Origin of the sequence: Paracoccus sp. (in: a-proteobacteria), from assembly GCF_047973135.1 — a bacterium.
Classification (GTDB): domain Bacteria; phylum Pseudomonadota; class Alphaproteobacteria; order Rhodobacterales; family Rhodobacteraceae; genus Paracoccus.
In genome coordinates this window covers 1-12,335 of sequence record NZ_JBKEBL010000083.1, presented here as the reverse complement: position 1 = coordinate 12,335, position 12,335 = coordinate 1, and the positions used below count along the sequence as shown (strand labels likewise).

General features: G+C 62.8%; 11 protein-coding genes. 3 read left to right on the top strand and 8 right to left on the bottom strand.

What is annotated here, in order from left to right:
• Positions 1–675: DNA repair protein RecO (recO, locus tag ACK5L9_RS06885; RefSeq protein WP_416910727.1), on the top strand; the 675-nt coding region annotated here is incomplete at its 5' end.
• A gap of 112 nt (positions 676–787) precedes the next feature.
• On the opposite strand, the gene ACK5L9_RS06880 is transcribed toward recO, so the two are convergent.
• Positions 788–1,240 carry a GNAT family N-acetyltransferase gene (locus ACK5L9_RS06880; RefSeq protein ID WP_416910726.1) on the bottom strand — a complete coding sequence of 151 codons (453 nt, stop codon included), beginning with the start codon at positions 1,238–1,240 and terminating at the stop codon, positions 788–790.
• 188 nt (positions 1,241–1,428) lie between these two features.
• The gene (gene efp, locus ACK5L9_RS06875) at positions 1,429–1,992 is read right to left on the bottom strand and encodes an elongation factor P (RefSeq protein ID WP_416910725.1); all 564 of its coding nucleotides are present in this window, start codon (positions 1,990–1,992) and stop codon (positions 1,429–1,431) included.
• A gap of 356 nt (positions 1,993–2,348) precedes the next feature.
• On the opposite strand from efp, the gene ACK5L9_RS06870 reads away from it, so the two are divergent.
• On the top strand, positions 2,349–2,666 hold the full coding sequence (locus ACK5L9_RS06870) for a DUF6280 family protein (protein WP_416910728.1): 318 nt from the start codon (positions 2,349–2,351) through the stop codon (positions 2,664–2,666).
• A 111-nt stretch (positions 2,667–2,777) separates the two neighbouring features.
• Here ACK5L9_RS06870 and ACK5L9_RS06865 read toward each other — a convergent pair whose 3' ends face one another.
• Positions 2,778–3,227 (bottom strand): MarR family winged helix-turn-helix transcriptional regulator, encoded by a 450-nt coding sequence (locus ACK5L9_RS06865; protein WP_416910724.1) that lies wholly within the window; start codon positions 3,225–3,227, stop codon positions 2,778–2,780.
• A gap of 134 nt (positions 3,228–3,361) precedes the next feature.
• Here ACK5L9_RS06865 and ACK5L9_RS06860 point away from each other — a divergent pair, with 134 nt between their 5' ends.
• Positions 3,362–4,549 carry an amidohydrolase family protein gene (locus tag ACK5L9_RS06860; RefSeq protein WP_416910723.1) on the top strand — a complete coding sequence of 396 codons (1,188 nt, stop codon included), beginning with the start codon at positions 3,362–3,364 and terminating at the stop codon, positions 4,547–4,549.
• Positions 4,550–4,564: 15 nt separating this feature from the next.
• On the opposite strand, the gene ACK5L9_RS06855 is transcribed toward ACK5L9_RS06860, so the two are convergent.
• From ACK5L9_RS06855 to ACK5L9_RS06835, 5 genes are all read right to left on the bottom strand, one after another.
• A complete protein-coding gene (locus ACK5L9_RS06855) occupies positions 4,565–5,182 on the bottom strand; it encodes a response regulator transcription factor (protein ID WP_416910722.1) in 618 nt (205 codons plus the stop codon).
• Between the two features lie 29 nt (positions 5,183–5,211).
• Positions 5,212–9,039: a PAS domain S-box protein gene (locus ACK5L9_RS06850; RefSeq protein WP_416910721.1), complete on the bottom strand. Its 3,828-nt coding sequence runs from the start codon at positions 9,037–9,039 to the stop codon at positions 5,212–5,214.
• Between the two features lie 642 nt (positions 9,040–9,681).
• A complete protein-coding gene (locus ACK5L9_RS06845) occupies positions 9,682–10,683 on the bottom strand; it encodes a carbohydrate kinase family protein (RefSeq protein WP_416910720.1) in 1,002 nt (333 codons plus the stop codon).
• Positions 10,680–11,348 carry a D-lyxose/D-mannose family sugar isomerase gene (locus tag ACK5L9_RS06840; protein ID WP_416910719.1) on the bottom strand — a complete coding sequence of 223 codons (669 nt, stop codon included), beginning with the start codon at positions 11,346–11,348 and terminating at the stop codon, positions 10,680–10,682. Before ACK5L9_RS06840 ends, ACK5L9_RS06845 begins: the two co-directional genes overlap by 4 nt.
• On the bottom strand, positions 11,345–12,335 hold a 991-nt coding region (locus tag ACK5L9_RS06835; RefSeq protein ID WP_416910718.1), incomplete at its 5' end, for a Gfo/Idh/MocA family protein. The genes ACK5L9_RS06840 and ACK5L9_RS06835, both read right to left, overlap by 4 nt.

Sequence of the window (12,335 nt, the reverse complement as noted above, 5' to 3'; positions counted from 1 at the left end):
GTGATCATCGACGTGCTGACCGTGCAGTATGGCCGTCATGCCGGTCTGGTTCCGGGCGGCGCGTCGCGCAAACGAGCGGCGATGCTGCAACCGGGTGCGCGGCTGGACCTGCGCTGGAGGGCGCGTGACGACAGCCATCTGGGCCATTTCAGCGCCGAGCCGGTGCGGCTGCGCGCCGGGCTGATGGCCGATCCGCTGGCGCTGGCCGGGCTGAATGCGATCTGTGCGCTGCTGGTCTTTGCGCTGCCCGAACGTGACCCCCATCCCGCGCTGACCGCGCTGACCGAAACCTTGCTGGACCGGATCGAAGAGGGTGCGGACTGGGCCACCGATTACCTGCGATGGGAGATGCGGCTGCTGGACGAGATGGGCTTTGGCCTCGATCTGGATCGCTGCGCAGTGACCGGCGCGACCGAGGGGCTGGCCTATGTCAGCCCGCGCTCGGGTCGCGCGGTCAGTCGGCAGGGGGCGGGGGACTGGGCCGACCGGCTGCTGCCGCTGCCCGCGCTGCTGGGCGGGGCGGGCGATAATCGCGGCAACGGCCTGGCCGAAGGGTTGGCGATCACCGGCCATTTTCTGAATGCGCGGCTGGCGGCAGAGCTGGCTGGCCGCAGCCTGCCAGCCGCGCGCGAACGGCTGATCCGGCGGCTGACAGTGGATAACCGGCGCGCGTAGCGCCGCAGGCTGTTCACGCGATGGATATAGCTGACGAAAGCCGGCCTGATTGTCAAATTGGCGCAGCATCAGTGTAAAATCAAATGGCTACACATTGCGGGCCGGATCACGGTCAGGCCGGCGGTTCCTCTGCCAACAGTTTGCGCATTTCGGCCCGTTGCAGCGACTGACCGTTGCGTTCGACACTTTCGCGGGCGACCAGTTCAAATCCGCAGGCCGCAAAGGGCCCCTCGGCCATCAGGCTGGCATGGGTGTGCAGGCAGGCGATCCCGATTTCCAGCGCCCGCGTTTCGATCAGCGTGCAAAGCGCCCGGAACATCCCGCGTCCGCGTGTGTCGGGGCGGATAAAGGCCAGATCGACATAGCCTTCAGGATAGAGCAGCGTCATGAAGCCTGCGATGCGGTCGCCCTGTTCGGCCAGGGCAACGCTTTGGTCGGCCAGCCTTGCGGCCCAGTCCGGCACATCGGGCAACCATGCGGCGCGCTGCGCCTGCGAATAGGGCCCGGCGCCGTTATGGACTGCGTCATGCGCCACCTCGCCCAGCAGCGGCAGATCTGCGGGCATGGCCCATCGGAGGCGAAATTCCGACGCAACTGATGGATCGTGCAGGGGCATCGGCGCTTGTCTTCCTGTTCCGGACGCGATTTCTGCTCATTGCGCGAACATTCTACGGGATGAGTTTTGTTTATCCAAAACAAAAGACGCCCCGCCTGGGGCGGGACGTCAGGTCAACAAACGGAAAAGTGATCAGATCAGGCGCGTTCGCTGTATTCGAAGATCTCGGTGTTCACGACGATATCCTCACCCTCGCCGACGAAGGGCGGAATCATGATCCGCACGCCGTTATCCAGAATGGCGGGCTTGTAGCTGTTGGCAGCGGTCTGGCCCTTGACCACCGGCTCGGTCTCGACGACCTTGCAGGTGACTTTCTGCGGGATCGAGACGGACAGCGCCTCTTCCCCGTAATATTCGATGGTGGCGGTCATGCCGTCCTGAAGGAAGGGGCGGCGGTCGCCCAGCAGGTCGGCATCCAGTTCCGTCTGCTCGAATGTCTCGCTGTCCATGAAAACCAGCCTTCCATCGGTTTCATACAGGAATTGCTGGTCTTTCTGGTCAAGGCGGACACGTTCGACCTTGTCTTCGCTGCGAAAACGTTCGTTCAGCTTGCGGCCGTCGCGCAGGTTTTTCAGCTCGACCTGGGCGAAGGCGCCGCCCTTGCCGGGCTTGACATGGTTGACCTTCACGGCGGCCCACAGGCCCCCGTCATGTTCCAGCACATTGCCGGGGCGGATTTCATTGCCGTTGATCTTGGGCATCGGTGCGCTCGTGAGAGATGTTTCGAGAATGGCGACCGTCCGGCATTGAACGGCGCAGTCGCGCCCCTATATCGTTCCTGTTGCCGCGAGGCAACCAAATCGGGACAGAAGCGTTGTCAAGTAGTGATGAACAAAAGACGACGCGGGAAATCAAGAGGCTTATTAAAATCTTGCCCTCTTTCGCCCGGTATGCAACTGACGCATAGCAGACATGACGCGCAGGGAATACCGAATCGAGGCGGTTATGGGCTAAGGCAGGCGGCACCGTCAGAGAAACGGAAATAACAACGAAGGGTAGACGAATGTCTTCCCGCAAGGGCTGTGGTTTACCCGTGGCCAGAGGAATGGACGACGATATGCGCGATTTTGTGGACGGCTCGGCTTACAATTTCGAACAGGGTCAGCGCGCTCGCAAGCTGTTTGCTGCGGTGGTGCTTGCGGCGCTGGACGACGCGATTGCTGATGACAAGAAATACGGCAACGGACCCGAGCAGATTGCCCGGTGGGCGCGGTCGCGCGACGGCCGCGAGGTGCTGAGCTGTGCCGGAATCGACCCGAACGAACGGGTCGTGAAGGGGCTGATGGAATTTGTGGCCAAGGGTGTGCGGACCTCGGTTGCGCTGTCGCGCGAAGAAAGCGAACGCCGAATGGCCGCCGAGGCCGAGGCTGCCTGATCGGAAACCGCTCCGGGGGCGATGTCCCGCAATGTCCAAAGGCCGTCCGCAGGGGCGGCCTTGTGCGCATCTGCGCCCGGCCCGTGGTCGCGGCAGCCCAAGCCAGGGTCGTCAATCGCTGATCTTGCGCAACAGGCGCAGCAGTTCCTTGCGCTCGGCCGGGGCAAGAGGGTCCAGGGTCGCGGCGGTGATGTCGGTCCCTGCCTCATGCAGCGCCGGGGCGATGTCCTTGTATGTTTCGGAAATCGATAACAGCGTGCGGCGGCGGTCCTGCGGGTCGGGCCGGATGTTCAGGAAGCCTTTCCTGCGCAGCCGGTCCACCACGCCCTTGATCGTGGCGACATCCATTGCCGTCCTGCGGCCCAGTTCGTTCTGCGAACATTCGCCCATCTGATGCAGCCGGATCAGCACCGCGAATTGCGTGGGCGTCAGGTCATAGGGGGAAAGCTTCTGGAATATGACCGAATGGCGCTGCGCCGCCTGCCGCAGAATGAACCCGATCTGGTCATCCAGCACATAGCCCGGTGTCGCGCCCGAGGCCGATGTCAGGTCATTTGGCACGGTTTTCTCCTGTCAGGGTGGGCCAGTATAGCCCGCCTCGATGCGGATGTGAAATTGCCCGCCCGGCACGCAAAGCTTGAATTTCCGCGAATTATTGTTAGCATGCTAACACCAGTAACGGAAAGGGCAAGATCGTGGGCGCTGACAAACTTGTCGTGAAGAACATCGGCCTTCTGCTGACGGGCAAGATCGAGGCTCCGATCGCCGATGGCGATTGCATCGTCGCCGAGAACGGCCGCATCACCGCCTTTGGCCATGAAAAGGATCTGGATACCGAAGGGGCGACGACCCTGATCGACGCCAATGGCGTGACCGTCGCGCCGGGGCTGATTGACAGCCATGTTCACCCGGTCATCGGCGATTACACCCCCCGCCAGCAACAGTTGAACTGGATCGATTCGACGCTGAATGGCGGGGTCACGACGATGATTTCGGCGGGTGAGGTGCATATGCCGGGACGGCCCAAGGATATTGTCGGCCTCAAGGCGATGGCGATTGCCTCGCAGCGCTGGTACGAGAATTTCCGCCCCTCGGGTGTCAAGGTTCTGGCCGGCGCGCCGGTGATCGAACATGGCATGGAGGAACATGATTTCAAGGAACTGGCCGATGCCGGGGTCAGGTTTCTGGGCGAGGTCGGGCTTGGCTCGGTCAAGGATGGCAAGACGGCGCGGCAGATGGTCGAATGGGCGCGCAAGTACGGCATCCAGTCTACCATCCATACCGGCGGGCCGTCGATCCCCGGATCGGGGCTGATCGACGCGGATATGGTGCTGGAAACCGGCGCGGATGTGGTCGGCCATATCAATGGTGGCCATTCCGCGCTGCCCGACGACCAGATCGTCTGCCTGTGCGAAAGCTGTCTCAAGGGGCTTGAGATCGTTCATAACGGCAATGAACGCGCCGCGCTGCTGACGCTGAACACGGCGCGCGAGCTGGACAAGATGGACCAGATCATTCTGGGCACCGACGGCCCGGCGGGATCGGGGGTGCAGCCGCTGGGGATCCTGCGAATGGTGGCGATGCTGTCCAGCCTTGGCAATGTCGATGCGGCTACGGCTTTCTGTTTTGCGAATGGCAACACGGCGCGGCAGCGCGATCTTGATACCGGGCTGCTGGAAATCGGCTATGCCGCCGATTTCGTGCTGATGGATCAGGCCCAGCACGCGCCAGGCAAGACCATTCTGGAATCCGTTGAACTGGGCAATCTGCCGGGGGTTGGCATGACGATCATCGACGGGGTCATCCGGTCCCGCCGCAGCCGCAATACCCCCCCTGCCGGGAAAATCCCCAAGGTGATCAAGGCGCCCGAAAGCGCCGGTTAAGGCGATCAGGGGCTGTCAGAACAGCCCCGATTCCTTGGCCAGCAGGGCGGCGCGGGTGCGGTTCTTGACGCCGATCTTGCGGTAAAGCGATGTGACATGCAGCTTGACCGTGGGTTCCTGCAAGCCAAGTTCGCGCGCGATTTCCTTGTTCGAACGCCCCTCGCAGATGAATTGCAGCACGTTCCTTTCGCGCGGCGTCAGCTTTTGCGCCAGCGGATGCATCTGCGCGGAATCATGGGCGCTGGTGACAAAATTGATGGGCACATATTGTTCGCCCGAGGCCATGAACCTGACGGCATTCACAAAGGTCTTGGCCGACAGGGATTTCGGCAGAAAGCCCGATGCCCCCATGTCCAGCGCACGTTCGGCGACGTCGCGCGGCGCGATGCCGGACATCAGCGCGACATTCGCGCCCTTGCTGGCCCCCAGCACGCCTTGCAGCCCGTCCAGCCCGTTCATGCCCGGCATGCCGTAGTCCAGCAGGATCAGGTCGAACGGATCACTGTCATTGATTACGGTCAGGACGGCAGGCAGGTCGCCGACCGGGGTGACGTCGATATGTTCCTGCCTGAACCAGAGATCCAGAGTGTCTCGCAGCAGATCGTGGTCATCGGCAATCAGGATGCGCATCATGTTTCCTTCGGGTGACAAGTGATGCCCGCTCAGGGTCGTCTTGTCTTTTCTTTCGTTCGAACAAGGGCTTCTACATTCTTGACTAGAACATCGGGATCGACCGGCTTGCCGACAAAGGCATCGAAGGTCGAACCGGACAGGTCGGTCGATCCCACCACGGATGAGATCAGCAGGATCGGCAGGTTGGGGGCCAGTGCGCGAACGCGACTGGCAAGCTGGGTGCCGTTGATATCGGGCATGTCGTGATCGGTGATCAGGACGTCCCAGATTTCGGGATGTTCCTCGACGGAACTCAGCACGTCCTGCGGGTGGTCGGCCGAAGCGACCTCGGCGCCCGCACCTTCCAGAATGCGGGCCAGCACATCCAGAACGTCGGGCTGATCATCGACCAGCAGCACAAGCTTGCCGTCCAGCCGCCCCTGCAAGCCCGTCAGATCCGGGGTGCTGGCGGGCTCGGATACTGGCGGGCGGCCGGCGGGCCACAGGACCGTGATCCTTGTGCCCTGGCCCTCGGTCGATTCCAGCCGCAGCGCCGCCCGGTTCGAACGCACGACAGACGACACGACCGACATGCCCAGACCGGTGCCGCCACTGCCTTTGGTGGTGAAATAAGGCTCGAACACGCGGGCGGCCACATCGGCGGGCATGCCGCAGCCATCGTCGCTGACGACGATGGCATGATAGCCGCGGCGCGGATCAATGCGGCCAAGGGCAAAGGAGCCTGCCAGTTCCTGTTCGGTCGCGGCATGGACCGAGATCCTGATTTCGCCCGGACGCCCGCTCAGCGCGTCATTGGCGTTGATTGCAAGGTTCAGCAGCACCTGCAGAACATCGGTTGGATCGGCCATCGCCTCCAGCCGGGTCGCGGCCAGTTCCAGCCGCACCCGCGTGGGCGCGCGCAGGCTGACGCGCAGCAGATCCGACGCCTGCCGGACAGGATCGCACAGATCGACCAGAACCGGCGCCGAGCGATGCGCGCCAAGGGTCAGCAGACGGCGCACCAGCACCACCGCCTGATCCGAGGCGGCCTGCACCCGCTGCGCGCCGATTTCGGTCAGGCTGCCGGGGGCGGCGGATTGTTCGATCAGCGTGGCATTACCCGAAATCGTCGTCAGCAGATTGCTGAAATCATGCGCCAGCCCGGCGGCCATCTGGCTGATCACCTCGCGTCGGCGGGCCATTTGCAAATCTTCGCGCAGGCGGTCGCGTTCGGCCTCTTCGCTGCGGCGGATGCGCATGTCGCGGGTGACGCACAAAATGCCGCCATCCTGCTTCATTGTCAGCGAAACGTCCTGATCGACCTGTGTGCCATCCTGCGCGACGCCGACCACCTCGCCCGACCAGTGCCCGCGGGCGGACAGTTTGGGCATGGTATTGGTCTGCATCCATGCGATGGTTTCAGGGTCATAGAGAATGGTCCAGGGCTGGCCGATCACCTGCTCGTCGCTGTGAAAGCCGAACATGTCCAGATGGCTGCGGTTCATGTACTGGAAGTTGCCCTCGGCATCGGTGAACGAGATGCCGTCAAGGCTGGCCTCCATCGCGGTTTCCAGATCGGATTGCGCGCGGATCTCGGCCTGTTTCAGCTTGGTGATATCGACGCGCAGCCCCACATGGCCACCATCCGATGTCGCCTTTTCAAACACCCGCAGCCAGGTGCCATTGGGATATTGCTGTTCAAATTCGCTGTAGGACTGGCGATGCAGGGCCAGACGTTCGGCGACCCATTCATCTTCGTGGCCAAGGGCCTCGGGGTATTCACCTGCCGCGACACAGTGACGCAGCAGTGTCTCGAAGGTGACGCCCGGCTCCATCAGCTCTGCCGAACAGGGAAAAAGCTCGCGATAGCGGGCGTTGCAGACGACCAGCCGGTCCTCGGCGTCGAACAGCACAAAACCGTCCTGAAGGGCGTTGACGGCGGCCTCCAGCGCGGCGCGGGCGGCGGCGGCCTGGCGCGCGGCCTTTTGCAGCGCTTCGGCCTGCTGGCGGAATGCGGTTACGTCATTGGCCACGGCAACCAGTCCGCGCATCTGGCCCGTCGTATCGAACAGCGGCTGAACATCCAGATCCGACCAGAATTTCCGGCCATCGCGGGTATAGTTCAGCACCTCGGTCTTGATATGCCGACCCGCCGAGACGGTGTTGGTGATCAGGTCGCTGGTCTCGGGGTCCACCTCTTCCGTGCGCAGAAAGCTTTCGGGGGTTCTGCCGCGCACCTCGTCCAGCGTCCAGCCGGTGATGTCGGTGAATGCCTGGTTCACCCATTGCACCCGCCGCTGCGGATCGGTCACGGCGACGATATTCGTCGTCCTGCGCGCGACTTCGGACAGAAGCTCGATCTCGGCATTCTGGTGATGGGCGGCGGTAACATCATGCAGCACGAACAGATAGCCGCTGCTGCCAATACGGGATGCGGAAAGTTCGTACCAGTGTTTCTCGGGGTCCGCCCCCAACGCGATGGTGACGCACGCAAAGCTGCCCTTTGTGGCCAACTGATCCATCGCGTCGCGACAGACCGCCCAGATGTCGGGCGGCAGGGTTTCGGCCAGCCGCCTGCCCTTTTCGACAGATGCCAGTGCGGGCGGCACCCTGGCGATGTCGGAATGCCAGGTCACGAAACGACCTTCGGGACAGACCTCCAGCGCCAGGTCGGGAATTGCCGCAAGAACGGCCTTCAGCCGTTTGCTTTGTGCAAGGGTATCGTCATGCGCCTCTTGCAGGCGCCTGTTATTTTCATGTCTGGCCAAAACCCAATCCATTACTTTAGCTACCGATTGTATGAGATAAAATTCGCCGGGTTCGAAATCGCGACTCTGCCGCACCGAATCGTACCCGATAAAACCCTGAAACCGATCACCCTGCATGATGGGCACGACCAGCAGCGACCGCGTGCCTTGCCGTTTCAGTGGCAGACTTGCGGGGCAGGAATCCGGAAGAGAAAAAATATCCCTGATGATGACGCCTTCACGCGCCAGAAAGCGATCAAGCCAGCCCCATTCCTTCAGCACGGTCACGGGAATACCCTGAAGCATGTCCTTGACCGGCTCGATCCCCGGCGCGCACCATTCATGAGTGTTGTCGATAAAGTCGTTGCCCGACCGCACGGTAAAGACATAGACCCGGTCGGCCGAGGTCAAATGCCCCATCCGTGCCAGCGTCCGGTCAATGGCCGCGTCCACATCCTCCAGTCCGGTGGTCAGCAATGCGTCCAGAATATCGACAAGCTGGCCCTGCATGTCGGTCAGCCGGCCATAGGCCTGCCGGACCGTGGCCGAGTTGCAATCCAGAACCTGCGTTGCCCCGGTCGCCCTGAGCAGCCCGCCCAGATGCGTGCCGACAAAGGCGGCGCGGCAGGAATCATGGACCGAATGCGTGTGCCGCGTTGCAAGATCGGCAAGCTGGCGCAGCAGGGGCAGGTCATTCGCGAAATGGCCGGATCTCGCGCTGCTGACCAGCAAGGCACCCTGCGGGCAATCCAGCAGGTTCATCGGCACCACCAGAATCGAGCGGGGCGCCCCCAGAGCCTTTCCAAGCAGCGCGTCGGCACCGGTGAGATGCGCCTCGTGGTGCAGGTTCCGGCTGGAGATAGCAAGCTGCCGCCCGGTCAGTTCCGGTCGCGCCGAGGCAGCCACCGTGATTTCGTCGGCCTGATCCTGCAGATAAATCGCGTCATCGGCCTGCAATGTGTCGCGGATGGCCAACAGAAACGCCGTGATGGCCGCCAGAGTATCGCATTTGCCCGAAAGCGCGGCCAGCGCCCTGAACCGTACCTCGCTGCGCCTCAGTGCCTGGGTCAGCCCTGCGCCATCGGTCTGCGCGGCTTCGCTGTGCGTTCCAGTGTCGTGACCGTTATTCATGATGCTCTGCCAGACATGACGCCGATGACGGGCTGCATCGCGCGGGCCGGTATCCGGCAGGTCGCATGATTCATCAGGGACCACTTTGTCCGATATGTGTAAAACTGTTCGGTTTTCAAGACGATTCCAGTCTTTTTGGTCCAAATTACCGGACAGGGACATGCGGTGCTGTTCATCATGGACCCGAACAATAAGATAAGCTGCGTGCGAGTTTCAGTGAGGGAAAGACTGCGGCAACCAGGTACGGGCGATAAGAAAGGTTCTCGACTTTTCTCGTGTAACCATAACGATATGAGGGGGTAAACAAAAGATAGGCATAATGTCAGGTATACCAACGGGACACTTGCATACCACGATTTTCCGGCGACCTAGCCCATCGGATTATTAGTGTGCCCAATTGCAGGGCGGATCTGCATGTCATGTTTCCGTATGGTTGAATATAAAAAGACAAATTCCCCTCGGATTTTGGTGAAGCTGACCACTATCTTAGTCGCAGAGGCTTTATCCAGTCATCCGGGCAGTCGGATGTTTCATAGTGCGACGAGGTATCGCGGCTGCCCCCCCGGATTGCCGGGCTGTCCGTTCGGACTAGGTCCGTCAGGGGCAGGGACGGCGATCCCGCCGCGCGCCCCCGCCTGAAAATCACGATCCGGCGCCCCGCAGCGCAGCCAGACCGCCGGTCGCGGTCTGCGCGCCCAGACAGGCCGCTGCCGCGCGAAAGCCAAGGGCGACCGCCCTGTCACGCGGCCAGTCCTGATGCAGCCCGTGCAGCACACCCGCTGCAAAGGCATCGCCGGCACCGACTGCGCTGACAATCTTTTCGGGGGGCAGCGGCTCGGGGCGAAAGATGTGGGCCTCGCCCGCCTCAAGCCAGACCACCTGCCGGGCCGAATGCATGATCACCGCGTGCCGGACGCCGCCATGGGCCAGCACATGCGCGGCGCGGATCATCCCGTCGCGGTCGTTTTCGCCGGTGATCGGGATGCCGCTTGCCCGCGCCGCCTCGATCTCGTTCAGGAACAGCACGTCGATTTCGGGCAGGGTCGCCATCACGGTACGGCGGTAATCCCCGGCCTGCGAGGATACCAGATCCACGCAGGTCATCATGCCATGCGCGCGCGCCTCGGCCAGCACCTGCGCCGCGCCGCTGCGGCCATCCGGGCCGATCCGGTCCAGCGTGGCCAGCAGGTTCAGATAGCCCAGATAAAAGATCCGCGCGCCCGCCGCCGCCAGCCCGGCCATGTCGATATGGCTGGCGTCCAGCAGATCGTTCGCGCCGGTATGGTGAAAGAAGGTGCGGCTGTCGCCCGGCACGTTCATCACGTGCGTCTGCGAGGTGCCCGCCCGCGATGTTCGCGCGATCCGGTCCAGGGACAGCCCGGCCTTGCGGCACAGGGCCAGCGCCTCATCCCCCAGTGGCCCCGCGCCAATCAGTCCCACGGGGATCACCGGATAGGGCACCCCCATCGCCACCAGATCGGCGGCGACATTCGCAGCGCCGCCGCCAAGACCTGTCGTCTGGGCCGAGATGCAGACCAGTTCCGATTTTTCCGGCCATGCGGGAATGTCGTGGATGATGTCGAGGATCCAGTTACCCACGCAGACAATGCCCTGACGGGACGGTTCGGGGCGCGCAGCGGTCATGTTGCGCCCTCATTCCACAACAGCCGCAAGGGGGGCTGGTCCTCTTCGATGCGGCTGAAGCGGCCCACCGGTTCGAAAAAGAAATTGTCGTTGCGGTCGTCATTGCACTGGCTGACCTCGGCGGCAAAGACCGGCGCGCGCTCGGCCCAGAATCGGTGTTGCAGGCCGCGCGGCACGGTGATGCCCTGTCCCTCCCGCAGGCGGTGGATGCAGCCAAGGGCAGGATATTCGGCGCCGTCGATGCGGATGCGATCAGCCACCGGTTCGCCGCTTTCGGGTTCGACCGCGCCCTCGGCCTGAAATTCGACGCATAGCAAGCCGCCTGCGCGGACGATAATGTCCTCAAGCTTGCGGCGATGGGCGTGGAACGGGGTTTCCTGATCTACACCGATGAACAGCAGCTTTTCGGCATAGGTCCGTTCGCCCGCCACCCTGTCGATGCCGTTGCGGGCGCAGAACAGCACAAGGCCGCGCCGTTCGAAATTGCCGCCTCCGAAATCGGTCACGTCCCAGCCGATTTGCCGTTCGGCCAGCCAGCGGCTGCGGTCGGGATGGGCGGCGTGGTCGGCCAGCGTCCAGCGCGCAAAATCGGGCATCGTCCAGTTCTGCGCCTTTAGCATCGTCTCAGCCGCGTGAATGGCCTGATTGATCTGTGATCGTTTCATGATGGATACTCCACCCCGACGACGCGGTTTTCGGTGCCGGATGCCAGCGCGGCGGTCAGGATCGCGTGGTGCTGCGCGGCCTCGGCGGGGGTGGCGCAGGGAAAACCCTTCGCGTCGCCGCCTGCCAGTTCGTCCAGAAAGGCCGCCCACATCTGCTGGATCGCGTCGGTGAAACCAAACTCGAAAATGCCGCCGGTGATCGCCGGAAACAGCGACTGATAGCCCAGATCCTCGGTCTGCCAGGTCTGCCGCCCGCCGGGTTCGTAATGCATGAAGCGCCATTGCCGGGGCGATTTGGTTGAAAATTCAGCCGAGCCGTTCATCCCCAGCACCCGGATCGACCATGTGTTCGATTCCCCCGGCGCGATGCGCCATGTCTTCAGCACCAGCGGAAAGGCCCCTATGCCGCTGCCGACCAGGCCGGTGATCGTGGCGTTGTCCCATGTTTCGCAGGGGACACGCCGCCCCGAGGCGTCGGGGCGCGTCGTCACCCGCTTGACCAGACTGGCGTGCACGCTGTGGGGCCGCCAGCCAAGGCGCAGCGGCACATGGCAGACATGCATCCCAAGATCGCCCATGCAGCCATAAGCGCCGTTCACATCGATCATCCGTTTCCAGTTGATCGGTTTGTCCGGGTTGATGTCCGAGGCGTGCAGGAACGCGCATTCGACCTCGATAATGTCGCCCAACGCGCCGGAACGCACGAAATTCACCACCTGCTGCGCACCGGGATAAAAGGGCATCTCGGACGAGCAGCGGATCAATTGGCCGGGCCGTCCGGTCATCGCCGCCATGATCGCGGCGTTCTGCGTGCCGTCCATGCCAAAGGGCTTTTCACCCAGCAGATGTTTACCCGAGGCGATGATCTCTGGATAAATCGCCGCGTGCAGCACATGCGGCACGGCGCAATAGACCGCATCGACCTGATCATTGGCCAGAAGCGCGCGGAAATCCGTGGTTTTCTGACGGACGGATGGCAGATGCGTG

Excerpts from the sequence above, each read along its gene's own strand:
- ACK5L9_RS06880 (WP_416910726.1), bottom strand. The coding sequence starts at position 1,240 with ATGCCCGCAGATCTGCCGCTGCTGGGCGAGGTGGCGCATGACGCAGTC.
- efp (WP_416910725.1), bottom strand. The coding sequence starts at position 1,992 with ATGCCCAAGATCAACGGCAATGAAATCCGCCCCGGCAATGTGCTGGAA.
- ACK5L9_RS06870 (WP_416910728.1), top strand. The coding sequence starts at position 2,349 with ATGCGCGATTTTGTGGACGGCTCGGCTTACAATTTCGAACAGGGTCAG.
- ACK5L9_RS06855 (WP_416910722.1), bottom strand. The coding sequence starts at position 5,182 with ATGATGCGCATCCTGATTGCCGATGACCACGATCTGCTGCGAGACACT.
- ACK5L9_RS06850 (WP_416910721.1), bottom strand. The coding sequence starts at position 9,039 with ATGAATAACGGTCACGACACTGGAACGCACAGCGAAGCCGCGCAGACC.
- ACK5L9_RS06845 (WP_416910720.1), bottom strand. The coding sequence starts at position 10,683 with ATGACCGCTGCGCGCCCCGAACCGTCCCGTCAGGGCATTGTCTGCGTG.
- ACK5L9_RS06840 (WP_416910719.1), bottom strand. The coding sequence starts at position 11,348 with ATGAAACGATCACAGATCAATCAGGCCATTCACGCGGCTGAGACGATG.